This is a genomic window from Rhizobium sp. 42MFCr.1, assembly GCF_000377185.1.
GTDB lineage: Bacteria > Pseudomonadota > Alphaproteobacteria > Rhizobiales > Rhizobiaceae > Rhizobium > Rhizobium altiplani.
In genome coordinates this window covers 1-24,306 of record NZ_KB897852.1, presented here as the reverse complement: position 1 = coordinate 24,306, position 24,306 = coordinate 1, and the positions used below count along the sequence as shown (strand labels likewise).

The 24,306-nt window shown below is 59.6% G+C and carries 20 protein-coding genes and 3 pseudogenes; 15 read left to right on the top strand and 8 right to left on the bottom strand.

Translation table 11 applies throughout. The features are described from left to right. Positions 1-176: 176 nt before the first annotated feature. From C934_RS0124870 to C934_RS0124855, 4 genes are all read right to left on the bottom strand, one after another. Positions 177-3,653 carry an ATP-binding protein gene (locus C934_RS0124870; RefSeq protein WP_018859275.1) on the bottom strand — a complete coding sequence of 1,159 codons (3,477 nt, stop codon included), beginning with the start codon at positions 3,651-3,653 and terminating at the stop codon, positions 177-179. Positions 3,654-3,656: 3 nt separating this feature from the next. Next, positions 3,657-4,883 carry a metallophosphoesterase family protein gene (locus C934_RS0124865; RefSeq protein ID WP_018859274.1) on the bottom strand — a complete coding sequence of 409 codons (1,227 nt, stop codon included), beginning with the start codon at positions 4,881-4,883 and terminating at the stop codon, positions 3,657-3,659. Between the two features lie 49 nt (positions 4,884-4,932). Then, positions 4,933-5,169, bottom strand: a complete 237-nt coding sequence (locus C934_RS35280) for a hypothetical protein (RefSeq protein WP_018859273.1) — start codon at positions 5,167-5,169, stop codon at positions 4,933-4,935. Between the two features lie 607 nt (positions 5,170-5,776). Continuing rightward, positions 5,777-6,481 carry a transcriptional regulator NanR gene (locus tag C934_RS0124855; protein WP_018859272.1) on the bottom strand — a complete coding sequence of 235 codons (705 nt, stop codon included), beginning with the start codon at positions 6,479-6,481 and terminating at the stop codon, positions 5,777-5,779. A gap of 174 nt (positions 6,482-6,655) precedes the next feature. Here C934_RS0124855 and oiaX point away from each other — a divergent pair, with 174 nt between their 5' ends. The 14 genes and pseudogenes from oiaX to C934_RS32520 all read left to right on the top strand — a co-directional run. Beyond that, positions 6,656-7,912 (top strand): 3-oxo-isoapionate-4-phosphate decarboxylase OiaX, encoded by a 1,257-nt coding sequence (gene oiaX / locus C934_RS0124850; RefSeq protein WP_018859271.1) that lies wholly within the window; start codon positions 6,656-6,658, stop codon positions 7,910-7,912. 5 nt (positions 7,913-7,917) lie between these two features. Further along, a complete protein-coding gene (locus C934_RS0124845) occupies positions 7,918-9,252 on the top strand; it encodes a four-carbon acid sugar kinase family protein (RefSeq protein ID WP_018859270.1) in 1,335 nt (444 codons plus the stop codon). 1 nt (position 9,253) lies between these two features. After that, the gene (locus C934_RS0124840; protein ID WP_018859269.1) at positions 9,254-10,015 is read left to right on the top strand and encodes a triose-phosphate isomerase; all 762 of its coding nucleotides are present in this window, start codon (positions 9,254-9,256) and stop codon (positions 10,013-10,015) included. 35 nt (positions 10,016-10,050) lie between these two features. Further along, entirely contained in the window at positions 10,051-10,500 is a 450-nt protein-coding gene (derI, locus tag C934_RS0124835; protein ID WP_018859268.1) for a D-erythrulose-4-phosphate isomerase, read from the top strand. Positions 10,501-10,575: 75 nt separating this feature from the next. Continuing rightward, a complete protein-coding gene (locus C934_RS0124830) occupies positions 10,576-11,403 on the top strand; it encodes a phosphogluconate dehydrogenase C-terminal domain-containing protein (RefSeq protein ID WP_018859267.1) in 828 nt (275 codons plus the stop codon). Positions 11,404-11,481: 78 nt separating this feature from the next. Then, complete coding sequence (locus C934_RS0124825; protein WP_018859266.1) at positions 11,482-12,423, top strand: D-ribose ABC transporter substrate-binding protein; 942 nt, start codon at positions 11,482-11,484, stop codon at positions 12,421-12,423. A 73-nt stretch (positions 12,424-12,496) separates the two neighbouring features. Then, positions 12,497-13,141, top strand: a complete 645-nt coding sequence (locus tag C934_RS0124820) for a DUF2291 family protein (protein ID WP_026372058.1) — start codon at positions 12,497-12,499, stop codon at positions 13,139-13,141. Beyond that, entirely contained in the window at positions 13,138-14,688 is a 1,551-nt protein-coding gene (locus C934_RS0124815; RefSeq protein ID WP_018859264.1) for a sugar ABC transporter ATP-binding protein, read from the top strand. Before C934_RS0124820 ends, C934_RS0124815 begins: the two co-directional genes overlap by 4 nt. After that, entirely contained in the window at positions 14,685-15,749 is a 1,065-nt protein-coding gene (locus C934_RS0124810) for an ABC transporter permease (protein ID WP_018859263.1), read from the top strand. Before C934_RS0124815 ends, C934_RS0124810 begins: the two co-directional genes overlap by 4 nt. Position 15,750: 1 nt before the next feature. Then, positions 15,751-16,785, top strand: a complete 1,035-nt coding sequence (locus C934_RS0124805) for a Gfo/Idh/MocA family protein (protein WP_018859262.1) — start codon at positions 15,751-15,753, stop codon at positions 16,783-16,785. Continuing rightward, positions 16,782-18,620 (top strand): D-apionate lactonase, encoded by a 1,839-nt coding sequence (gene apnL, locus C934_RS0124800; protein ID WP_018859261.1) that lies wholly within the window; start codon positions 16,782-16,784, stop codon positions 18,618-18,620. Before C934_RS0124805 ends, apnL begins: the two co-directional genes overlap by 4 nt. A 55-nt stretch (positions 18,621-18,675) precedes the next feature. Next, positions 18,676-19,683: a dihydroxyacetone kinase subunit DhaK gene (locus tag C934_RS0124795; protein WP_018859260.1), complete on the top strand. Its 1,008-nt coding sequence runs from the start codon at positions 18,676-18,678 to the stop codon at positions 19,681-19,683. A gap of 4 nt (positions 19,684-19,687) precedes the next feature. Next, on the top strand, positions 19,688-20,335 hold the full coding sequence (gene dhaL, locus C934_RS0124790) for a dihydroxyacetone kinase subunit DhaL (protein ID WP_018859259.1): 648 nt from the start codon (positions 19,688-19,690) through the stop codon (positions 20,333-20,335). 46 nt (positions 20,336-20,381) lie between these two features. After that, positions 20,382-20,966: pseudogene (locus C934_RS32520) on the top strand (ABC transporter ATP-binding protein); the annotation flags it as partial. Here C934_RS32520 and C934_RS35850 read toward each other — a convergent pair. Further along, a complete protein-coding gene (locus C934_RS35850; RefSeq protein ID WP_335328210.1) occupies positions 20,899-21,120 on the bottom strand; it encodes a GTP-binding protein in 222 nt (73 codons plus the stop codon). The pseudogene C934_RS32520 and the gene C934_RS35850 overlap by 68 nt on opposite strands. A gap of 130 nt (positions 21,121-21,250) precedes the next feature. Next, positions 21,251-22,465: a GTP-binding protein gene (locus tag C934_RS0124780; RefSeq protein WP_018859257.1), complete on the bottom strand. Its 1,215-nt coding sequence runs from the start codon at positions 22,463-22,465 to the stop codon at positions 21,251-21,253. A 469-nt stretch (positions 22,466-22,934) separates the two neighbouring features. On the opposite strand from C934_RS0124780, the pseudogene C934_RS0124775 reads away from it, so the two are divergent. Further along, positions 22,935-23,251: pseudogene (locus C934_RS0124775) on the top strand (LysR family transcriptional regulator); the annotation flags it as partial. A gap of 242 nt (positions 23,252-23,493) precedes the next feature. On the opposite strand, the gene C934_RS36500 reads toward C934_RS0124775, so the two are convergent. After that, positions 23,494-23,895: an NUDIX hydrolase gene (locus C934_RS36500; RefSeq protein ID WP_442965932.1), complete on the bottom strand. Its 402-nt coding sequence runs from the start codon at positions 23,893-23,895 to the stop codon at positions 23,494-23,496. Positions 23,896-24,024: 129 nt separating this feature from the next. Further along, positions 24,025-24,306: pseudogene (gene istB / locus C934_RS0124765) on the bottom strand (IS21-like element ISRel16 family helper ATPase IstB); the annotation flags it as partial.

Here is a 24,306-nt window from a genome sequence, read left to right as displayed (position 1 = left end):
AGCATGGCATCTCCGACGTCGTAGTCGGAAGCTTTGCAATAAAATGCAGGTTCCCAAGCCTCCCCGGGGCTAGCTAGTTTTTCAAAAGGGGCTGAATGTCAGGCGAAGTGAAATAGCGCGAACCTCGAAGATCTGAACGATTTCGGGTTCTGACCGGGGTTCTGGATTGCAGCGCTTCATCTCGACGCGTCTGTCAGGCTCGACGCGACGCGATCGAAGCTGATGACATCAACATCACCCCGCAGCAAGTCATTCGCGATTTCGACAATCTTGCCCTCGTGCGTGAACAAGATCGGCTGGAACGCCCGTCCTCCGGACGCCAGAGTTTTCAACCCGGATGCCTTGCGCTCGTCATCGAACGACTGAAATACATCGTCTGTTATGAAAGGAAGCGGCTCGTTGCGACTGCAGAAGTCCTCGATGAACGCTAGGCGGAAGGCTAGGTAAAGCTGATCTGCGGACCCTTCGCTGAGGGCTTTCGTCGGAAGCCGCTCGCCGTCGGATCGTTCTGCTTTGAGCCTTATCGCATCGTGATCGTCGAATTCCTGCACCAAGCGAACAAAGGAGCCGTTCGTCAAGGTCGAAAAGTAATCGCTTGCCCGTGCGAGCAGCGGATCTGCCTGTGACTCCCTGTAGCGTTCCAAAGAGGTTGATAGCAGTTTCGAGGCGAGCCTCAGAACTGCCCACTGCCGTGCCAGATCCTGTGTCTCTTGTTCCGCAGATGCTTTGTCGAAAGCAGCCTGCTCCGCGCTCAGTCCGGTCTCGAGCGCCTCTTTTGTCGATGCCAGCTCAGCGAGTCTTCCCTTGAGCTTGCCGAACATGTCGAACTGTTGGGTATCCTCGGCCGCAAGCGTCTCGATCTCCAAATCGGCGGCGACTCGATCGAAATCGTAAAGTTTTATCCGGATGTCGTCTTCGCTAATGCCCCTGGAATGCAGCGACAGCCTCCGCCGACTGTCGTCAAGCTTCTCGACCACGGCACGACGCCTTCCGAGACGCTCGAGAAGTGTCCTGCCGTCTATCCGGACATTCAGACGAGCCAACTGAGCAGCCACATCCTGACTGATCGACTGGCTTTCTTCGGCTATCTGCTGAAGATCAGCGGACACTCGTTCTCGGGTTGTAGCGAGATGTCGATTACGATCCTCGGCGGATTGTGCCTCGGTCATTCGTTTGTGCAAGGTATCGACAGCGAGTAACGGAGCGAGTTTGGAAAGATCATCACCGATCGATTTGCAGACGCCCGACAGCTTCTCCTCGAATTGATCGATGTTACGTGCCATGCCGTCGACACGGCGCTGTCTGTTCTGTCTTTCGGCGTAACAGCGTGGGATTTCCTTCCAGACCTGGATTGCAGCTTCAGCCATCTCCAAGGTTGGAGCACCATCAAGCCCGAAAGCAACGCATGTTTCAGCAAATTGCGACCGCCACTCATCAACTTCCGTAGCCAAGATAGCGATCTTGCGCTCACCGTCAGCGATGTCGCTCTCCAGCGCCGCCTGCCGGGCGCGGACGATACGCCGCTCATCCCAGGCCTTTGCCAGTTCGGCCAGCTTTGTCTCCACGAGCCTGACGTTCGAGGAAAGCGGACCGGCAAGCTTTGCTTCGAGCCCGATGGCTGCTGCAATGCTCGCAAGTTCAGATGTAACTTGGACATTCCGGCTTTGAACAATGCGCAGCTGATCTTCCAGGTCCCGGACGTTCTCGCGCCTCTTGGCGATGGCATTTATGCCGCGGAGCCATTTGCCCATTTGGTCTATATCGAGAACCGGAATTCCTGCATGATCGAAAAGTCCCGAGAATGCGGCCAATACACCTTCCTGGTGATCCCGTGCGGCCTCGAGTTCGATATCACAGGTGCCAATGTCACCATCAAGTCGAGCCAATCTCAGCGTCAGCGCCGAGTGGCGGGCGGTTCTTTCAGCTTGCGAAAGTGCACCGTCCGACAGTTTGTCCGCCTCGCGAACGAGCACCGGCAACGCGCCGTCCCAGAGATTACCACACTGAAGTCCTTGAATGGCCGCATCGCGAACAGCCCTCGCTTCTTCGATCATCGAACGGGTAATGAGTTGCCGATCATCTTCGAGGTCCGAAATCAGCTGCACTATGTCTTCACGCTCCAAGCGGCGCTCTGTCCGCTTTTCCTGGGCACGTTTCACACGGTCGGAAGCTGCTACAAGATTCGGGCGGTGTTTCTCCAATTCAACTTCGTCCGGAAGTGGGAGCTTCAGAAGCGCTTCGAGATCCTGGACTGGAGGAGCCAGGCGAGCCTTCGCTTCGCCGATATCCTGGCGTGCCCTTGCTAGCGCGGTATCAATTTCGTCAATCCGTTCGAGCGATCGGATATCTGGCTGGAGGGCACCAAGACGTTCCTGTAGGGGCCCGACATCTTGAAGCGTACCACCGCTTTCGGTTCGTTGCATACGGCTGAATTCCGAGGTCTGGTCTTCCAGGCGCTGCCGTAGGCTCGTCTCGGCGCGTTTCAGCTCGTTTCCATCGCGGATAAGACTATTGAGACGATTGATTTGAGCATCAGCTGGCTGTGTCTGGATGAGCGTCTCGACCGAACCCCGGTGCCCTGCCCTTCGACCAAGGCCAGCAAGCTCAAGATCGAAATCCGCTACCTCTGCCCGGACTCTCGAGAAATCGGCCTTCGCTTGAGAGTACGCCACCTTCTCCGTGAGAAGCTCGTGGATCAGGTCTCGCTGGTTCAAAACAGCAGGGTCGAGCTGCAGTGCCTCAAACTCGTCCCGAATGCGCTCGCTCGTCGCAAGGGAAGCAGCTTCTCGCGCGGCGAGTTCATGGAGACGCGCCAGCTGGTTTTCGAGCTGCGGCTCGATCTCATTCGGCACTGCGGCGATCTCGTCAAATTCCGCCAGTCCGGCCAACTGTATATCGACATCGGAAAGAAGCGGTTCGAGCGTGCGTAGGTTCTGTAGAAGATCAAGACGCGTTTTCGTTCGCAGGCGCGCGTGCCCTAGCTCTTCCAACTGGCGCTCGACCTCACGGATTTCATCAGAGAGGCGCTTCCAGTCGGGCGAACGGAGCTCATGAACTTTCTCGGACTGCCGCGCAGCCTCGTGACGATCGAGCGCCTGATAAAAGGTCCGGTCCTTCGACTTTCGCTGAGAGAAGATCGCGTCAGCCTCACCGTCCAAGTTCTTGCGCAGCTGGGTGAGCCCCGTCAGTCCGGAAGCGGCCGAGAACAGGAGGCGGCCGATCTCGCCATCTCCCGTCGCCATCTCTTCTCCCCCGTGGCGGAGCCTGGCAGAATCCATTCCGAAAGCCTTTTCAAAGACTGATCGGTTCACCCCGCCAATAAAGGGAGAAAGGATATCGTCAGCGAGAGGCACCTCTTGTTCCGAATTGGAGACCAATGTTGCCTTGCGACCCTTACGGCGCCGGAAATCGATCGATGCGCCGTCACGTCGCGTTAGGCTCGCGCCGACCCTGAGGATGGATGGCTCGAACTTGTGCAATCCGGCAACTTCGTTCTGAAAGCCGAACAGGAGATCAGACAGGGCACGGAGCAAGGTGGACTTGCCCGCCTCATTCGGTCCATAAACGATGTGCAACTTTGCATCCGGCCGAAATGGGATGGATCGGTCCGAAAGTGAGCCGTATCGGAGAAGATCAAGCCGATCGAAGCGCATGATTCAGCCTGCCGTCGCCATTCGTGCCAGAAGCAGCTCACGTGCCTCCTTCACCAGTTCGACATTTGTCAGGCCAAGCGGGCTGTCGTTGGTAGCGAGACCTCCGGGCATCTTCGGCAAGATCTCCATCAGGATCTCATCGACATGGATAGCATCGTCCCCATGATCCTCTAACGCCCTGAAAAGCTCAATTCCTGCAAAGGGGGTCGCCGCGACGGGCACCGAGGAGGAGAGCCGTAGCTCAAGTTTCTCGATCCAGATGTCACTGTACGCCCGCTGGCAGGCCGCGAGTACCTCATCCTGCCACTGCGCTCGATCACGCGCCAGGTCGTCGTAGAAGGCACAGGCCCCAGAAATCCGGATGCGTGCCGCGACTGGCCTGCCGTCGAATTCCGCCGACAACCGAATCGCTTCTTCCTCGATCCGCTTCAATACATCGACATCGAGATCGCCTTCGCTAACGTCGATACCGATTGAGATGAATCGGGCGCTGTCCACGATAAGGCGATCAACGGTCGCGATGCCATCATCGACAGTAACGAGTACTGCACCCTTTGCGCCTTGCTCACGGATGCTTCGACCCTGGAGATTGCCTGGGAAGACAACCAGAGGGTCGGATGCGACTATTTCAAATTCATGAACATGGCCAAGCGCCCAATAGTCGTAAGCACGCGATCGCAGATCGTCGACCGAGCACGGCGCATAGGCCTCGTGCCCCTCGCGCCCAGTCATTGAGGTGTGCAGAACTCCTATGTTGTACCAGCCTGCAATTGCCGAAGGATACCCGATTGCCAGATTTTCGTATGCCGCCCGGTCCGTAAAACCCTGTCCATGGAGGGCGACCTTCTTCTCGTCGATGAGGAAGGTGGAAGGCTTGCTCGTTGCAAATTCGTGCACGTTGTCGGGTAGTGTGATCGTCTTGGTGATCACGCTCGCAGCATCGTGGTTTCCACGTATCAGGTAGACTGGAATGCCCGCCCGCTGCAGCCGACCCATTTCACGATTGAAGAACAGACCGACCTTGTTGTCCTTCCAGTCCCCGTCATAGATGTCTCCCGCAATGACGACGAAGTCGACAGCGAGTTCGACCGCACGGCTGACGAGCAGCGTTACCGCCTGTCTGGTCGCACTCGAAAAGAGCGCGGCGAGCTGCTCATCCTTTACCGACAGCCCCTTGAAGGGACTGCCCAAATGCAGGTCGGCGGCATGAATGAATCTGAACGATGTCATGGCACGTCTTCGGTCTGTTGCTTATTGGTTCACTTTAACGCCCCCACTTTCAGCGGGTAGCCAGCTGCGGTCTTTGTCCACCGGTTTCGATTAACCGTGTTGCGATGCAGGTGGCTCTGAACTCAGAAGACGCGTAGAGAATGCCTGCGCCTAATAAGAAATGGAGCAACGTGTGCTCGTCGCGTAGTAGATCACTTCCATAGCGTAGCTTGGCGTTAAACCACTCATCCAGTTTGCGCCCTCCCCTGTCGCGCCGATCGAACGGCTCGCCGCCAAATTCCTGCATGAAACGCTCCGCGCGCGGCTTTGCAGTGAAGCAAAAGACATTGTAATTCCGATCCTCGCCTTCGACCTGATGTCCGCGCCGGCAGATGGTTTGCGTGGCAGACCGCCGCCTGCTCGAGTTTACCGAGGAACAGCTCGGCAAACAGCGCTATCTGGTGTGGATACGTCCGGTCGATTTCTGCAGGAGTGAGCTCGCCTTTGCGCCTGGGCATGAAGGCGCATGTTCATGATATGTTCTGAATAGTCAATAGGTTTCTGGCCGGGAACGAGCAGGGCCAAGCGAGTGCTCGTCATCGCGCCTCTTGCTCGAGGCATCATCATGGCCGCAAAACGCAAATGACCGTTTTGATTTACGGTCAAGTTCTGTGTCAGCCGAGAGCTTGAGGATTGCATGTGGCGCGCGGATAATCGGCGAGCACGGCTACCGTCACTACCTACCTCTGGGACACCGCGCAAGTCGCACTACTCGTAAGGCTCATGCCCCTTATCGCGGCGGAGAAGGTCTTTGCGCTCAAAGGTAGGACCGCGATCAACTATCGGCACAAGGCGATTGGTCGGCAATGTGAGGTCGCGGGAGAGGTCTGCGAGTATAGCGGCTCTGCAAAACCTCACTTTGCGTAGAGGGCGCTCGAGCGTTCGAGGTGCTTGAGGATCGCGGTTTCCGACCCGTCGATATCATTGGCCTCCAGGCGATTCACGATTTCCTCGTGTTCAGCCAAGGTGAACTTCTCCTTGCCCGTCCAGATCAGCATTTCCGTGTGGTATTCCTTCAGCCAAGCAAGCATCGCTTCGCTGACAGCGACATAGATCGGATTGCCGGAAATCTGCGCGATGCGGGTGTGGAAGCCCATGTCAGCATTTATGAACTCCTCGGCATGACCAAGGCAGTCGCGCTGGCGCTCTATGATCTCCCTAAGATCGCTGATGTCTGTCGCCGAGGCCCGTTGTGCGGCTTCGCGTGCCATGCCTCGCTCGAAGAATATCCGCGCGCTCTTGAGATGCTCAAGCGAGTCCGACGACTGCGAGAGCATGATCTTCGCCGTCAGGTCGACCTGCTGAAATATGGACCTGGCCGTAAGCTTCAGAACCCTCGCGCGTTCTCCGTGCGAAATGTTGACCAGCCCCTTGTTGGCAAGCGACTGCATGGCCTCACGGATGGCCGGTCGGCCAACCCCAAAGCGCTCCATTAGAACACGCTCGGAAGGCATCTCGTCGCCCGGCTGCAACTCGCCCGACGTGATCATCCGCTCTAGTCGATCAAAGACCTCGTCGGACAGCTTCCGACGTACGATCTGTTCGATGGGTTGGCTCATAAGCTCTCGCTGACTCAAGTATCACCTCCTCCTACTACTTTCCGCGCTTTGCGCAAAGCGCCCCCAATTTCCGTTTGTAAAATTTCGCTTCCCATCATATGGAATGCTCATTATACCAGATCACGAGTTGACGCCATGACAAATTGATCTGGCGAGAGGAGCAACTGGCACTTCATGATGATCACGCTGACTTACCGCATCGAGACCCCTGGCAGTATGGAGGCCATGGCGGACAAGATCGCAAGCGATCAGTCGACGGGAACCTTCGTTCCGGTCCCGGGAGAGACCGAGGAACTGAAGTCGCGTGTCGCCGCGCGCGTGCTGGCGATCCGCCCTCTTGATGACAGCACCCAGCCGACCTGGCCCGAGGCTGCCCCCGGCACGCGCCTTGGTCGCGCCGACGTCGACATCGCCTTTCCCCTCGATGCGATCGGAACCGATCTGTCGGCCCTGATGACCATCGCGATCGGCGGCGTCTATTCGATCAAGGGCATGACCGGCATCCGTATCGTGGACATGAAGCTGCCTGAAGCCTTCAGAGCAGCACATCCCGGACCGCAATTCGGCATTCCCGGCAGCCGCCGCCTGACCGGTGTCGAAGGGCGCCCGATCATTGGAACGATCGTCAAACCGGCGCTCGGACTTCGTCCGCACGAAACCGCAGAACTCGTCGGCGAACTCATCGAATCTGGTGTCGATTTCATCAAGGACGACGAGAAGCTCATGAGCCCGGCCTATTCGCCGCTCAAGGAACGAGTCGCTGCCATCATGCCGCGGATTCTCGATCACGAGCAAAGAACCGGCAGGAAGGTGATGTATGCCTTCGGCATCTCGCACGCCGACCCCGACGAAATGATGCGCAATCACGACATCGTCGCCAAGGCCGGCGGCAACTGCGCCGTCGTCAACATCAATTCGATCGGTTTCGGCGGCATGAGCTTCCTGCGAAAGCGGTCAGATCTCGTGCTGCATGCCCACCGCAACGGTTGGGACGTGCTCACGCGGCATCCCGGCGCCGGCATGGACTTCCGGGTCTACCAGCAATTTTGGCGCCTGCTCGGCGTCGACCAGTTCCAGATCAACGGCATCAGGGTCAAATATTGGGAGCCGGACGAGAGTTTCGTTTCGTCGTTCAAGGCTGTCAGTACGCCGCTCTTTGATGCTTCGGACTGCCCGCTGCCGGTGGCCGGTTCCGGCCAGTGGGGTGGCCAGGCGCCCGAGACGTATCAACGAACGGGCCGCACCACAGATCTCCTCTATCTTTGCGGCGGTGGCATCGTCAGCCATCCAGGTGGTCCGGCCTCCGGCGTCCGCGCCGTGCAGCAGGCCTGGCAGGCGGCGGTGGCCGGCATCCCGCTCGAGACCTACGCACAGGACCATCCTGAATTGGCTGCCTCAATCGCCAAGTTCAGCGACGGAAAGGGCGCCTGACCGCGATGGAAGACCTCCTCGTGAGCTATTATGGCGATGACTTCACCGGTTCAACCGACGTCATGGAGGCGTTGGCCTCGCACGGTGTTGCAACCGCACTCTTTCTCGACATCCCCTCGCCCGAAATGATTGCGCGCTTCAAGGACTGCAAGGCGATCGGTCTTGCCGGGACGAGCCGCAGCCAGACGCCGGAATGGATGCAGTCGCACCTCACCACCGCCTTCGAATGGCTGAAGTCGCTCCGGGCGAATTTCTGTCACTACAAGGTCTGCTCGACGTTCGACTCCAGTCCCGAGACAGGGAGCATCGGAAAAGCCATCGACATCGGACGCGAAACGTTCGGGCAGACCGTCGTGCCGGTCGTCGTCGGCGCACCGCAACTGAAGCGGTACACGGCGTTCGGCAATCTTTTTGCCGCCTACCAGGGCAGCGTCTATCGTATAGATCGTCACCCGGTCATGAGCCGCCATCCGGTCACTCCTATGGGAGAGGCAGATCTGGCTGTTCATTTGTCCAAGCAGACCCGACTGCCTGTTGCCCTGGCGGACCTTGCAACGATCGCGTCGGCCGATGCCGACCTGCGCATTGACCGATTGGCCGCGGAGGCAGGCGGAATACTTATCATCGACGTAGATTCGGAGGCGACGCAAGCTGCCGCGGGTCGCCAGCTCGTTCGCCTGGCAGGGCAGTTCGGGGGCTTCCTCGCTGGGTCGTCCGGAATAGAGTACGCGCTTCTCAATGCCTGGCGACAAAGCGGCGTCATTGCCGGAACTTGGGATTTTCCCGACGTTGGCCCGGTCGACCGCCTCGCGGTTGTTTCCGGAAGCGTGTCGCCCACGACTGAACGTCAGATCAGACAGGCGAAGGAAGACGGCTTCGCAGACATTGCGCTCGATCCTCTGGCACTCGTATCGGAGGACGGCGAACGCGCGATCGACACGGCCGTCCGAAATGGTGTCGAGAGGCTCAAGGAGGGACGGAGCGTCATTCTCCATACAGCCCTCGGCCCTGCGGCTGATGTCGGCGGCGATATCGACAGGCTACCCGGTGCCCGCCACGCCCTTGGGCGAGCGCTAGGTACGATACTGCGCCAGATGGTCGAGCGCGAAGGACTTTCTCGCGCGGTCATCGCCGGCGGCGATACGTCAAGCCACGCCCTAAGGCAGCTGAAGGTGGAGGCGCTGACCACCCTCCTCCCGCTTCCTCAGACACCCGGTTCACCGCTTTGCCTGGCGCACGGAAGCTACCCGCCGGCGGACGGGCTCCAGATCGCGCTCAAGGGCGGCCAGATCGGAACGGACGGCTACTTCGCGCAGATCCGCGACGGAAGGACGAGCTGAAATGGCTTTTTGGGTCGGTACAAGCTTCAAGATGAACAAGACCCTGGCGGAAGCACTCGCTTTTGCCAGCCGCCTGGCGGAGGCTGATCGCGATAGCGATCCCCTGATACAGCGGTTCGTCATCCCAGCCTTCACAGCGGTGCGCGAAGTCAAGCGAGCTCTTTCGGGCACCTCCGTCAAAGTTGGCGCGCAGAACATGCACTGGGAGGATGCCGGTGCTTGGACTGGCGAGGTTTCCGCGCCGATGCTCAAGGACTGCCAACTAGACCTGGTGGAGCTTGGCCACTCGGAACGCCGGGAATACTTCGGAGAAACCGACGAAACCGTCGGCTTCAAGGTGGGTGCCGCCGTTCGCCATGGCCTGACGCCCCTGATTTGCATCGGCGAGACATTGCACCAACGCCAATCCGGGCTGGCCGACGCGGTCTTGCGAAAGCAGGTTGAGGCGGCCCTGGCACCTGTAGCCGACATGGCTGACGCGCAAGTCCTGCTTGCCTACGAGCCCGTCTGGGCGATCGGCGTCAATGGCATTCCGGCCACGGCAGACTACGCATCTGAGCGCCATGGCAAAATCGCCGATGTTGCCATGGGGGTTCTGGGCCGCCAGGTGCCTGTCCTCTACGGCGGCAGCGTCAATCCGCAAAACTGCGAGGAACTGATCGCACAGGCGCATATCGATGGCCTGTTCATAGGCCGGTCGGCTTGGTCCGTTGACGGTTATCTCGACATTCTGCGCCGCGTCGCCGCGGCGATCGAACGCTGATCCATTTGCCTAAACGCTAGTGAAAGGAAACTGCCATGAAGATCGCAATTGGCGCCGATAGCGCCGGCAAGCCGCTGCTCGACGTTATCGCCGCTCACCTTGCCGGCAAGGCGGACCTGGAAGTTCACGACATGAGCCAGTCCGGCTTCTACGCTGACCTCTCACAGAAGCTCGCACAGACGATCGTCGACGGTGAGCATCACCGCGGTATCCTGATCTGCGGCACCGGCATTGGGGTTTGCATCTCCGCAAACAAGGTCCCGGGGATCCGCGCCGCCCTTACTCATGACACCTACTCGGCTGAACGCGCGGCCAAGTCAAACAACGCCCAGATCATCACAATGGGTGCGCGCGTCATCGGACCCGAACTCGCCAAGTCGATCGTCGATGTCTGGCTTGCCGCCGAGTTCGACCCCAAGGGCGCCTCGGCGGGGAATGTCGAGGCCATCGATCGGCTCGACGCACAGAAAGCGCCCCACAACTAATGTTACGCTGATATGGTGATTGACTCATCATACCAGATTGTGCTCCTATCCAGATCACAGAAAAGGTGAGGAAACATGACCACAATTGCCCTCTTCGGCGCCGGTGGCAAAATGGGCTACCGTCTTGCAAAAAACCTGAAAGGTTCGCGCTTCGACGTCCGCCATATCGAGGTTAGCGACGCCGGCAAGGCGCGGTTGAAAGACGATCTCGGCGTCGATTGCGTCGCTCCCGATGCTGGTCTCGAAGGAGCCGAGGTCGTCATCCTGGCTGTCCCCGATACGGCGATTGGCAAGGTGGCTTCGGGCATCGTCGACAAGCTGAAGCCGGGGACCATGGTCGTAGCCCTCGACGCGGCAGCTCCCTTCGCGGGCCATCTGCCGAAGCGGGGCGACCTTACCTACTTCGTCACCCATCCCTGCCATCCGCCGATCTTCAATGATGAGACCGAGATGCAGGCCAAGAAGGACCACTTTGGTGGCCTCTTTGCAAAGCAGCACATTGTATCGGCCCTGATGCAGGGACCGGAAAGTGCCTATGGCCTTGGAGAAGAAATCGCCAAGGTCATCTGGGCTCCGGTCATGCGGTCGCACCGGGTCACCGTCGACCAGTTGGCGATGCTGGAGCCGGGCCTTTCCGAGACCGTCTGCGCCTCGCTCCTCGTCGTCATGAAGCAGGCCATGGACGAATGCGTTGCGCGCGGCGTGCCTGAAGAAGCTGCCCGCGACTTCCTGCTTGGACACATGAACGTTCTCGGCGCGGTGATCTTCGGTGAGGTCCAGGGCGTGTTTTCGGATGCCTGCAACAAGGCCATCGAATTCGGAATCCCTGCCCTGATGCGCGACGATTGGAAAAAAGTCTTCGAACCAAAGGAGATCGCCGAAAGCATCCGGCGCATCACCTGACGCAAATTGGGGAGGCAGCAGCCTCCCCTCTAACCGCCCCATGGGAGTTGGGGTCCATTCATACTCGGGAGGACAACCATGAGACTGACACGCAGACTGACACTTGCCGCCTTTGCTGGTGCGCTGGCGCTCGGAACGGCCATTCCGGCCTTCTCCGCGGACTTGATCGCCATCATCACGCCCGCCCATGACAACCCCTTCTTCAAGGCGGAAGCCGTGGGGGCTGAAGCCAAGGCCAAGGAGCTTGGCTACGAAGCTCTCGTCATGACCCATGACGATGATGCCAACAAGCAGTCCGAAATGATTGACACGGCGATCGGTCGTGGCGCCAAGGCAATCATCCTCGACAACGCGGGTGCGGATGCATCGGTCGCTGCCGTCAAGAAGGCCAAGGATGCAGGCATCCCCTCCTTCCTGATCGACCGCGAAATCAATGCCACTGGCGTGGCTGTCGCCCAGATCGTCTCCAACAACTACCAGGGTGCCCAGCTTGGCGCTCAGGAATTCGTCAAGCTGATGGGTGAGAAGGGCAATTATGTCGAGCTGGTCGGCAAGGAGTCCGATACGAACGCCGGTATCCGCTCGCAGGGCTACCATGACGTCATTGACGACTATCCGGACCTGAAGAGCGTTGCCAAGCAGTCGGCGAACTGGAGCCAGACCGAAGCCTACGCAAAGATGGAAACGATCCTTCAGGCCAATCCTGACATCAAGGGCGTGATCTCAGGCAATGATACGATGGCCATGGGCGCCATCGCAGCCCTGCAGGCAGCCGGCCGCAAGGACGTCATCGTCGTCGGCTTCGACGGCTCGAACGACGTGCGCGACTCTATCAAGTCCGGTGGTATCAAGGCCACCGTGCTGCAGCCTGCCTACGCTCAGGCACAGCTCGCGGTCGAGCAGGCCGACGCCTACATCAAGAACAAGACGATGCCAAAGGAAGAGAAGCAGTTGATGGACTGCGTTCTCATCAATTCCGACAACTCTGGCAAGCTCGAGACTTTTGCCCTCACGAACTGATCGTTGCTTAATCCAATGCAGAGGGCGTCGATGGCGCCCTCTGCGCGTTGTTGCTGTTATCGGGGCCTGTCGCATGTGGAGAATGAAGGGCGCTTTGCTCGCCGCGGTGATTGTTGCGGCGCTGCCTGGCTGCAAGATCATCAAGACACCGACTGCGGAGGAAAAGGCCGCGGCCGCTGCCAAGGACGCCTTTGATCCGAAAGCAAGGGTCGACGCGATCTGGCAGCCGCAGGTCGTTCCCTACTTCGAAAAGAAGGCGGGAGAGCTGAAGGACGTCGCGCAGCTTGCGACCTCCAGCCCGGATCAGGCCGGCGAGAAATTTGGCAACCCGCGCAAGCAAAGCAGTTCACCTTGGACCTATGCGGTCAAGTTCACCGGAAAGGTGATCACTGCTGATACCGCCTCACGCGCGGCAACACTTGACGTCGATACCAACGGCGACGGCAAGGCTGACGCGAAGGTCCAGATCGGCCCGGCACTTCGCGGCACCGCCTTGCGCGACACGCTGGACTTCGTCAATTTCAACGAATTCAAGAACCAGATCGAGTGGGCCCAGTTCGGCAAGGCATTCAACGAGAAGGCCAACGCGGCCTTCCTTGCCGCTGTGCCGCGCGACGGTCTGGTCGGCAAGACCGTGACCGTCATTGGAGCATATCCCTTGCCTGGCGAAGGGCAGCCTCCGCTTGTCACACCTTCGGAACTGACGGTGGGATCATGAGCGTGAGCGAGATATCCAAGGACGATATCATCCTGCGTCTCGAGGACGTGTCGAAGGTCTATTCGGGCATCGTTGCAGTCAAGCGCGCCAATCTCGAGCTTCGTCGTGGCGCGGTGAACGTCCTGGTCGGCGAAAACGGCGCCGGCAAGTCGACGCTGATGAAGATCATCGCTGGTGTCGAGCGTCCGACGCTCGGCAAGATTATCCTTGATGGCGAACAGGTCTCCTTCGACAGCCCGGCCGACGCTCAGGCGCACGGCATCGGGATGATCTTCCAGGAGCTCAATCTCTTCGCAAACATGTCTGTCGCAGAAAACATCTTCGCGACCCGCGAGATCACCCGCGGCCTTCGCGGCATCGACCACAAGGCGCAGGTCGAGAAGGCGAGCGCACTTCTGAAACGATTGGACGCCGGAATCAACGCGGAAACGATGGTGGAGGACCTTCCCATCGGGCAGCAGCAGCTCGTTGAAATCGCCAAAGCGATGTCGCTCAATGCGCGCATCCTCATCATGGACGAACCGACGTCGGCGCTTTCGGCCGCGGAAGTCGAAATCCTCTTCAAGGTGATCGCGGAACTCAAGGCTCAAGGCGTCGCCATCGTCTACATCTCGCACCGGTTGGAAGAACTGATGCGGATCGGCGACTACATCACGGTATTGCGTGACGGCCAGATCACCGGCCAGGCTGTGGTCCGTGACATCGACACGCGCTGGATCGTGCGCTCCATGATCGGCTCCGATGCCAAGGACTTCGCAAAATCCGTGGATCATGCGGTCGGCAAGGAGATGTTCCGTGCGGAGGACATCAGCCTCCCCCGACCGACGGGAGGCCTTGCTGTCGATCATGTCTCGCTTTCAGTCAAATCAGGAGAGATCCTTGGAATCTATGGCCTGATGGGGGCTGGACGCAGCGAGTTCTTCGAGTGCGTGCTCGGACGCCACATGCACTCGACAGGGAAGATCTTCATTGATGGCGAAGAGATCCACGCGCGCGATGTCACCCGCCGCATCCGCAAGGGGCTGGCGCTGATCCCTGAAGACCGGCAGCGGGAAGGCCTGGTCCAGGTCCTGTCGATCGCCGGCAACCTGTCGCTTGCGAGCCTTAACCGCTTCGCGCGGTTTTTCCACATCAATGCGACGGAAGAGAAGGATGCCATTCGCGACGCCATACGGGAACTATCGATCAAGGCGCCGAATCCGGACTTCGAGGTGACGTCGATGTCAGGTGGCAACCAGCAGAAGGTGGTGATCGGAAAGGCCTTGATGACCAATCCGAAGGTCCTGCTCATGGACGAGCCGAGCCGGGGGATCGACGTCGGCGCCAAGGCTGACGTCTTCCGCACCATGCGCCGGCTAGCGTCCGAAGGACTAGCCATTCTGTTCTCGACCTCAGACCTCGAAGAGGTCATGGCGCTTTCTGATCGCATAGCAGTTCTGAGCAACGGCCAACTGGTCGACGTTTTTAACAGGGCCGAGGCGACGGAGGACGCGATCATCGCGGCTTCGGCCAAGGGACACGGACATCAAGGGAAACGCGCGTCATGACGGCGGCCACATCATCCACTTCCGCACAGGCCAGCGCGAACGGCTCTGTTCTTCTCACTCTGATGAAGCTCAGAACCTTCATCGCGCTTTTCGCGGTTATCATCTTCTTTGCGATCTTCGCCCCGAACTTCACGTCAACGGCGAACATGATCCTGATGTCGAAGCATGTGGCGTTGAATGCCTTCCTCGCCATGGGGATGACCTTCGTGATCATCACCGGCGGCATCGACCTGTCCGTGGGATCGATCGTCGGGCTATGCGGCATGGTGGCCGGCGGATTGATCCTCTACGGCATCGAGCTTCCTATCGGCTACACGATCTACTTCAACCTTTTCGAGATTGTGCTGATCACGCTATCGATCGGGTTATTGATTGGCCTCATCAACGGTCTGCTGATTACCAAGCTGAATGTCGCTCCCTTTATCGCGACGCTCGGCACGCTCTACATTGCCCGGGGCCTCGCTCTGCTCTCCTCGGACGGGCAGACCTTTCCAAACCTCGTTGGTCGCCCTGAATATTCAACGACCGGCTTCGACTTCTTCGGTGCAGGGCGCATCCTCGGACTGCCGGTATCGATCTGGATCCTGATTGCGTTGGCGTTGCTGGCTGCCTACGTCGCGTGTTCCACCCCGATCGGGCGCCACATCTTCGCCGTCGGGGGCAATGAACGCGCAGCCCGCATGTCGGGCATCCGCGTCGATATCGTGAAGATCTTCGTCTACATGTTTTCCGGGCTCTGCGCGGCAATCGTCGGCGTCATCATCTCTTCAGAGCTGATGGCTTCCCATCCGGCGACGGGCGAGAGCTTCGAGCTTAACGCGATCGCGGCAGCCGTCCTTGGTGGCACCTCGATGTCGGGTGGTCGCGGAACGATCGGCGGGACCATTATCGGCGCCTTCGTCATCGGAATCCTGTCAGACGGGCTGGTGATGATGGGCGTTTCGTCCTTCTGGCAGATGGTCATCAAGGGGCTGGTTATCATCATCGCTGTTGTCGTCGACCAGGCGCAGCGCCGCCTGCAACAGCGCGTTACTCTGATGCAAATGGCAAAGGCAGGTTGAAATGTCTGAATTGAACGGCGCATTGATCGGTTGCGGATTCTTCGCGATCAACCAGATGCACGCCTGGAACGATGTCGACGGCGCCAGGATCGTTGCAATCTGCGATCGCGATCCTGAAAGGCTGAAGATCGTCGGCGATCAGTTTGGCATCGAGCGGCGCTACAGTGACGCGAACGCCTTGTTCTCGGACGGCGGCTTTGATTTCGTCGATATCGCCACGACGGTTCAGAGCCATCGGATCCTTGTTGAAATGGCGGCGCAGCACGAGGTGCCTGCGATCTGCCAGAAGCCGTTCGCCAAGACGCTCGCCGATGCCAAGGCAATGGTTGCAGCTTGCCGCGCCGCAGGTGTTCCGCTGATGGTCCACGAGAACTTTCGCTGGCAGAGGCCGATCCAGGCTGTCCGCAAGGTTCTGGACGAGGGATCGATCGGTACGCCATTCTGGGGCCGCTTCTCCTTCCGTTCAGGCTACGATGTCTTTTCGGGCCAGCCCTATTTGGCTGAGGGAGAGCGGTTCATCATCGAGGACCTCGGGATCCACACGCTCGATATCGCCCGCTACATCCTCGGCGACGTCGCCACCGTCAGCGCAAGGACCAAACGCGTCAACCCGAACATCAAGGGCGAGGATGTAGCGACGATCCTCCTCGATCACGAAAGCGGCGCGACATCGATTGTCGACGTCAGCTACGCTACGAAACTTTCCAAGGAGCCCTTCCCCGAAACATTGATCGAAATCGACGGTTCCGAGGGAACAATCCGTCTGACGCAAGGCTACCAGCTCGAGGTAACAAACGCCAACGGGACTGCGACCGATGACGTATCTCCGATACTACTGTCGTGGGCCTCGCGCCCCTGGCACAACATCCAGGAAAGCGTCTACGCGATCCAGCAGCACTGGGTCGACAAACTGAAGCAGGGCGCGGAGCATTCGACGTCAGGGGCAGACAATCTGAAGACCTTTGCCCTCGTCGAAGGAGCGTATGAAAGTGCAGCCAGCGGTCAGACCGTAGATGTCGGAGCAATGCTGCGATGACCGGCGACCCCTTCCTTCTTTACGGCACCCGTGACGCCGAGACGACACCGGTCCGGCTCAGTGCCAAAAAGCTCGAAGTCGACCTCGTCGGCGGTAACCTTCGTACGATCCGCTACGATGGAACAGAGGTGCTGCGGGCAGTCTCCTACCTTGTTCGTGACCGCGACTGGGGTACGTACAGCCCGGAAATCGAAGATCTGGCGATCGAGCACGACGGAGGTGCGTTCGAAGTAACCTATCGCGCTCGATGCCAAGGGCCGGGGGATACCGTCCTCGTCGTTGACGTCCGCATCGTTGGACAGAGCGACCGCCTCGACTTCGAAGCCGAAGCTGCGTCGGAAACCGGATTTGAGACCAACCGCTGCGGCTTCTGTATTCTTCATCCGATCGTAGGCTTGGGCGGCGCGCCCGCCGCGGTCGAACACGTCGACGGCGCGACGGAGGTGACGCGGTTTCCTGACCTCATCGAACCTTGGCAGCCGTTCAAGGACATGCGCGCCATTACCTACGTGGCGATGCCCGGCGTCAGCGCCGAATGCCGGATGGAAGGCGACACCTTCGAGATGGAGGACCAGAGAAACTGGTCGGATGCGTCCTACAAGACCTACGTCAGACCGCTTGCCCTTCCCTGGCCCTATCAAATACCCGCTGGTCAGCCCGTCCGGCAGAAGATATCGCTGATCATCAAGGACGGACGTCCAGAAGGGCATCCCACGGCCGGCGCCTCGGCAGAAGTGGTCAAACTCCACCTTGGCGGACGGACCGGCGCGATGCCGGCGATCGGCCTGATCATCACGCCCGAGGAGGCCGAGGCTTGTCTGTCGGCGCAACGTTTCCTCGCGGAAATAGCCCCTCAGGAACTGCTCTTCCATTTCGATCCAGGTGCTGGTCATGGCGTGGAAGCGCTGAGGCGGTTCGCTGACATCGCCGCGGCGCACCCCGGTCGCTCGACGTTGGAGATAGCGCTTCCGTGCAGGCAAGCCCCGGCGGATGAAACGGCGACTATTGCACGAGACATGCGCTCGACCGGTTTCAGGCCGGACGCGATCATGATCTCGCCCTCTGTCGATCGGCAGTCGACGCCGCCTGGAAGCAAATGGCCCGACTGCCCGCCGCTGGAAGAGGTCTACGCTGCGGCCCATGTCGCATTTCCGGGCATCCGGATCGGCGGCGGCATGCTCAGCTACTTCACCGAACTCAATCGCAAGCGTGTGCCGGAGGGGCAGCTTGCGTTTATCAGCCATTGCACGAATCCGATCGTGCATGCGGCCGACGATCTCAGCGTGATGCAGACGTTGGAGGCCCTGCCCTTCATTACCCGCTCGGTGCGTGCGATCTACGGCGACAAGCCCTACCGGATCGGTCCTTCGACAATCCCGATGCGGCAGAATCCCTACGGCAGCCGTACAATGGAAAATCCGTCGGGCGGGCGTATCCCGATGGCCAACCGTGATCCTCGGCACAATGGACAGTTTGCCGCTGCCTTTGCCCTAGCCTATGCGGCAAGCGTCCTCGATGCGAACCTCGAGTGCCTCACGCTCTCTGCGCTGACGGGACCGTTCGGATTGATCGCCGGTGCGGACGAACCAGGCAGAAAAGGCGATCCGCGTCCATTGTTCGGCGCCGTTCGCACGCTCGCAGCGTTGGCGGGAACAGAATGGCAAGAATGCATCTCGAGCTCCCCGTCCAGGGTTCTTGCGTTCGCCAGCATTGACCCGGCGGGCTCGCAGCTCCACGTCGTCAACGTGACAAGCAACGAACAGGCGGTGGAATGCGGCGGCCTGAAGCTTGGGCTGCCGCCGTTCGGCACCGCTATCCTTTCGCTGTCCGATTGACCTCGAGCGCGGCGGCTGCATCTATCGTATCGGAGCTCGATCGGGGGAGGTTGGCGTGAAGACCAAGAAACTAATAAATTCCGGTGCGGATGCCGTCGACGAAATGCTGGAGGGCATCCTGGCGGCTCATCCCGAGCACCTGTACGCGGTTGACGACATGCCTCGCGCAATCGTCGCCAAGAACGGCCCGCGAAATGGAAAGGTCGGTCTTGTCATCGGGGGTGGTTCCGGACACGAGCCGACCTTTCTCGGATATGTGGGCAAGGGACTTGCCGACGCTGCGGCGATTGGGAACGTCTTCGCATCGCCCCCGCCCGACCCGATCGTCGCATGTGCCAAGGCCGCAGATGGTGGCGCCGGCGTGCTTTTCATGTACGGGAACTACGCTGGCGACGTCATGAATTTCGACATGGCGGCCGAACTGCTCGGTCTCGATGACATCGAGGTGCGAACTGTGTTGACGACGGATGACGTAGCTTCCGCTCCTCCCGAACAGGGCAACAAACGGCGTGGCGTGGCGGGTAACGTCTTCATATTCAAGGCGGCGGGTGCGGCGTGCGATCTCATGTATTCCCTTGAGGATGTCGAACGTGTCGCTCGTCACGCGAACTCCCGAACCTATACGATGGGCGTTGCTCTCTCGCCTTGCTCGCTTCCGCAGACGCTGAAGCCCAATTTCCTCATCGGCGAAGACGAGATGGAGATCGGCATGGGTATCCATGGAGAACCCGGTGTGGCTCGCGGTCCACTGAGATCGGCCGACGAGGTCACCGACCAGTTGCTGGACGGCATTCTCGGGGAGATGGGCGCCGCGGAGGCCGGTGATCGTGTAGCCGTGCTGGTCAACTCGCTCGGTTCGACGCCGATGATGGAGCTCTACATCATGATGCGACGCGTAAAGGCACGTCTCGAAGACTCCGGTCTGCTGATCCACACGTCACTTGTTGGAAACTACTGCACATCGCTCGAAATGGCCGGGGCATCGATCACGGTGATGCACCTCGACGACGAGCTTCAGGAATTGATCGATCATCCCTGCGACTGCGCAATGTTTCGAAAGTGAGCAGATGGCGATAGCGACCAGAGAACTGCAGCAAATGTTTTCGCTGACCGCGGAGGAAGTCGCGAAGAATCGCGACCGGCTGTGCGAATTGGACGGCGTGATCGGCGATGGAGATCATGGTCTCGCCATGGATGCCGGCTGGCAAGCGGCATCCAAGGCCGTTCTCCAGCTCGACGAGGTCGAAGCCGCCCCGACCTTTCTTTTCAACACCGCGGCGAAGGCATTCTTGAATGCAGTCGGAGCATCCTCTGGTCCATTGTATGCGACCGCATTCATGCGTGCAGGAACTGCCGTCAAGGACAAGCATACGCTATCGGACGACGACTTCCTGGATGCTTTCAGGGCGATGGCACAGGGAATTCAGGACAGGGGTAAGGCCGAAACCGGTGAGAAGACCATGATCGACGCCTGGAGGCCGGCGGCGGACGCCGCGATGGAAGCGAGGCGGACGGGGGCGAACATCTCGGCATGCCTTGACGCGGCGGTTCGCGCGGCACGCGATGGCTGCGAAGCAACCCGTGACATGGTTGCCGCAAGAGGACGTTCCTCCCGACTAGGCGACAGGGCGTTAGGGCATATCGATCCAGGAGCCGCCTCTGCGGTCATCGTGATCGAAGCAATTTCAGCCTTTCTAACCCGCCACGACGGTTAGCTCATCACACCAAGGTGACATGTCGATCACCATCTATAAGAAGCTGATGGTATTCCGGAACTATGCGCTCTATCCGCAGATGACGGTTGCCCGGAACATGGGCTTCGCCCTCGAGCTTGCAGGTGTGAAGCGGCCGGAGATCGACAAGAAGGTCAGCGAGGCGGCAGCCATCCTTGGACTGCAGCCTCTGCTCGAGCGGAAGCCCGCGCAACTGTCTGGTGGTCAGCGACAGTGCGTTGCCATGGGCCGCGCCATCGTCCGCGATCCCGAGGTGTTTTTGTTCGACGAACCTCTCTCGAGCCTCGACGCCAAGCTCCGTGTCAACATGCGCGCGGAGATCAAGGCGCTTCACCAGCGCCTGAAAACGACGATCGTCTACGTCGCGCACGATCAGATCGAAGCCATGACCAGGCTGTTGTTCTACAAGGAGGGCGCGTCGGGCAGATCGGCAGCCCACTCGAGTTATATGATCGGCCACGAAACGTATTCGTCGCTGGCTTCCTTGGGTTCGCCTGCGATGAATATCCTGGAGGGAACCCTGCAGGATGGAACCAGCCCAGCACTTACCCTGTCAGGCGGATCGCGTGCAGTCCTTTCGCGCGCTCCCAGTGCATCGGCCGGAAGGCCCGTGACATATACTGCTCACTGCCGCGCCGAACGAGATCGTGGTCGACGGGCACCGAGCCGAATTCGTTGATGATGAGGGCTGTGTCCTCAAGGGCTTGGTCTTCCAGCAGCCTGTTGAGAAGCGTCGTCTTGCCCGACCCGAGAAAGCGCGTCAGCAATGTTATTGGAATGGCGGCCGCGCTTGATGACAAAATAAAGTTTCTCCCGAACTGAACCTATGTGCGAAGGCCGCATCGCCGTGATGGCGAAGCGGCCGGCATTTACCGAGGGAAGGGACCGCGCCTACGATCAGTTACCCCAGTCCGGGAACGGATCGGAGAGCTCCTTATAGGTTTTCGGGTGGAACTTATCCGTCGGCTCGACAAGGCAGCGTTCCAGCATGGACTCGATCCTGTCGCGCTTCATTTCCGACCGCATGCCAATGAAGACGATTTCCTGGCGGCGGTCGCCCCATGCCTCATGCCAGTGGGGGTTGCCGGTGAGATCAGTGATACCGCGCTGTTCGAGCACATGTTTGGGGACCGCCACCCACCAGTAGCCCAGTCCGCGGGTGACGGCGGCGGCTCCCGCGAGAGAGAATTCACCCACCCATTTCGGCCGGGTTGCCAGCCAGAAATGCCCCTTGGCGCGAATGACGCCAGGCAACGGCGTCTGGAGGAATGCGTTGAAGCGCTCGGGATTGAGGGGTCGCCGCGCTTTCCAGACAAAACTGGTGATGCCGTATTCGAGATCCTCGGGCACATGGTCGGCGAAGCCGTGAAGCTCCTTGTACCACATGGGATGGCTATGCGCCGATTCGAAGTCGAACAGGCCGGTATCGAAGATGTCAGCCGGTGCGACCCGCCCGTAGTCGGTCTCGATGATCCGCGCGTCGGCGTTCAGTGCATGAATGATGGCGCGGGCCGTATCCCGTTGCTCCGGGGTCGCGTCGGAGACTTTGTTCATGATGACGATGTCGGCGAATTCGATCTGCTCGACCAACAGGTCGACCAGCGTGCGTTCGTCGCCGTCCCCCGCTGTCTCACCCCGGTCGGCGAGAAAATCCCTCGAGGAATAGTCTTTCAGCAGATGGACGCTATCGACCACCGTCACCATCGTGTCCAGCCGGGCAATGTCAGAGAGGCTTTCGCCGGCCTCGTCGCGGAATTCGAAGGTGGAGGCCACCGGCAGGGGTTCGGAAACGCCGGTGCTTTCGATCAGCAGGTAGTCGAAGCGGCCTTCCTGCGCCAGGCGCCGAACCTCCTGAAGCAGGTCGTCGCGCAGCGTGCAGCAAATGCAGCCATTGGTCATCTCGACCAGCTTTTCCTCGGAGCGGCTTAACGAGGTTTCCTCGCGCACGAGGTCGGCGTCGATATTGACCTCGCTCATGTCGTTGACGATGACGGCGACGCGGCGGCCCGCGCGATTGTTCAGCACATGATTGAGTAGTGTCGTCTTTCCAGAGCCAAGGAAGCCAGAGAGGACGGTGACGGGAAGACGGTTGTCGCTTTCGGATTGGGACATGGCGCTCACATGATTGAAATGTTATAACATTGCATCTCCTAATCTTGCGCTCCCTTCATTGTCAAGGCTACACTAGCCAGATGTATGGGGAATCTGCTCCTGGACGGAAAGCCGGTGCTCATTGAAGATTTAACGATGACGTCGTTCGACACGAATACAGAACGAGGCAAGCAAGCAGCAGGGTGCGCCGCATCGGCGCGGCGCGCATCAGTTTCGTTTGATGGGCGAGGCGGGCGCCAGCTCTCGTCGAGGGACTGCAGCCACGATCCTGGCGCCGGCTTGATGTGAGGACGGGAGACTCGTGGGGAGAACACTCATGCGCCACCACCGTTTCGACGGGTTTTTCCGGTCGGCGTGACCATCGCCCTGCCGTGATCTTCCTGGTGTTTCGCAGCCGATCCGAGGAAACCAAACAAGCGCGTGGTCGACTGTCGGCGGGGATAAGCTTGGCTTCCAAAAGCCGGATCAGATTCGCGCGCTGCGGCCCTCCTTCAGCGCGACCGAGATCAAGATCCGCTCCTCAGGCGGGTCGCAGTGATCAACTATCTGAAATTGGCAGATGCGCTGACCCTGATGCCGCACAGCGTCGTTTTCGCGCAACGCAAGGAAAAGAGGATCACTGCCCTGCCGGTGTACATTCCCCACCCGGAGCGGGCGCTGGCGATCCTGAAGAGGACGGACGCCACAACGACACCCGCCGTCGAACAATTCGCCTCCTTCATCCGAACCGGCTTTCAGGATCTCCGCCACCTCATCAAGCGCCATGAAGAGGCTGTCATCTGGGGCTTTGAACAGCTTTGCATTGCCCCGCGGAGACTTGTACTCTTGGGCTCGCGCATTTCAAGACAAACCAAGCAAACCGGCGGCTTTGCGGGGCGCATGCCCGGCAAGGCCGATCTTGCCTCGTGAAGACCTGACCGACCTCGGGCCGCAAACTCAACGACCAGCCACGCAAGTTTCTCGGCCAAGACACGCCAGCCGAGGCAACGATGGGTCGAGCCGACGGGCCAGCCGCCGAACCAAGGCTCCTAAACTTTGGTGTGGCAGTCAGTGACAGAAAAGGCGCTCGAAATCAGACCGCGCAAGTCCGGATGGGCAACCTCATTCGCGGCAATCGATGCGGGTAGCCAACGTAGGATGCGTTGACCCTTCTCGGGAAAATCGTCGAAGGTCGTGGTAACGCGAATGCGATACAAGCGAACACGAAAGATCGAAGGGGTTCCGGATTTTTGGTAACTGAAGCATCCAACCGGATCCCTCGTCACGATGCCACGAACGCCTGCCTCCTCAAAAGCCTCGCGCACGGCACCCTCGGATGCAGTCTCCCCAGATTCCATGTGCCCTTTGGGAATACCCCAGTCTCCGGTGCGACGGCTGGAAATAAGCAAGACCTCTGGCTCGCCACCAGACTCAACCTGGCGAAAGCACAGTGTGCCGATTCCGATGAAGCCGCCCCTTTGTTCCGAGATGATTGCGCCCCCGGATTCCGGGATAATCTCGCCCCCTTGAGGTTGGGGTCCTGCTGGCAGTGATTGTTGTCAGTTCATTCGTGTAACGAGTCAAGATTTCCGGCGCTGATTTCGCCGCAAGCTTTCCCCGGATAGGTCGATGCGGTGGGCGTTATGAACGAGGCGATCAAGGATGGCATCAGCATAGGTTGGATTGCCGATGATCTCGTGCCAGGCTGATACCGGAAGCTGACTGGTAATGATTGTCGAGCGGCGGCCGTAACGATCCTCGAGGATCTCCAGAAGGTCGTGGCGCGCCTGCTCATTGAGCGGCTCCAGGCCCCAGTCGTCGAGGATCAAGAGCTGGACGTGCCCGAGGGTTCGCTGCAGCCT

Bases quoted from the DNA above. Each gene is read 5' to 3' on its own strand.
- C934_RS0124820 (WP_026372058.1), top strand. From the start codon at position 12,497: ATGTGGAGAATGAAGGGCGCTTTGCTCGCCGCGGTGATTGTTGCGGCG.
- C934_RS0124830 (WP_018859267.1), top strand. From the start codon at position 10,576: ATGACCACAATTGCCCTCTTCGGCGCCGGTGGCAAAATGGGCTACCGT.
- derI (WP_018859268.1), top strand. From the start codon at position 10,051: ATGAAGATCGCAATTGGCGCCGATAGCGCCGGCAAGCCGCTGCTCGAC.
- C934_RS0124815 (WP_018859264.1), top strand. From the start codon at position 13,138: ATGAGCGTGAGCGAGATATCCAAGGACGATATCATCCTGCGTCTCGAG.
- C934_RS0124865 (WP_018859274.1), bottom strand. From the start codon at position 4,883: ATGACATCGTTCAGATTCATTCATGCCGCCGACCTGCATTTGGGCAGT.
- C934_RS0124825 (WP_018859266.1), top strand. From the start codon at position 11,482: ATGAGACTGACACGCAGACTGACACTTGCCGCCTTTGCTGGTGCGCTG.
- C934_RS0124810 (WP_018859263.1), top strand. From the start codon at position 14,685: ATGACGGCGGCCACATCATCCACTTCCGCACAGGCCAGCGCGAACGGC.
- C934_RS0124845 (WP_018859270.1), top strand. From the start codon at position 7,918: ATGGAAGACCTCCTCGTGAGCTATTATGGCGATGACTTCACCGGTTCA.
- C934_RS0124805 (WP_018859262.1), top strand. From the start codon at position 15,751: ATGTCTGAATTGAACGGCGCATTGATCGGTTGCGGATTCTTCGCGATC.
- apnL (WP_018859261.1), top strand. From the start codon at position 16,782: ATGACCGGCGACCCCTTCCTTCTTTACGGCACCCGTGACGCCGAGACG.
- C934_RS0124840 (WP_018859269.1), top strand. From the start codon at position 9,254: ATGGCTTTTTGGGTCGGTACAAGCTTCAAGATGAACAAGACCCTGGCG.
- oiaX (WP_018859271.1), top strand. From the start codon at position 6,656: ATGATGATCACGCTGACTTACCGCATCGAGACCCCTGGCAGTATGGAG.
- C934_RS0124870 (WP_018859275.1), bottom strand. From the start codon at position 3,653: ATGCGCTTCGATCGGCTTGATCTTCTCCGATACGGCTCACTTTCGGAC.
- C934_RS0124780 (WP_018859257.1), bottom strand. From the start codon at position 22,465: ATGTCCCAATCCGAAAGCGACAACCGTCTTCCCGTCACCGTCCTCTCT.
- C934_RS35280 (WP_018859273.1), bottom strand. From the start codon at position 5,169: ATGCAGGAATTTGGCGGCGAGCCGTTCGATCGGCGCGACAGGGGAGGG.
- dhaL (WP_018859259.1), top strand. From the start codon at position 19,688: ATGGCGATAGCGACCAGAGAACTGCAGCAAATGTTTTCGCTGACCGCG.
- C934_RS0124855 (WP_018859272.1), bottom strand. From the start codon at position 6,481: ATGAGCCAACCCATCGAACAGATCGTACGTCGGAAGCTGTCCGACGAG.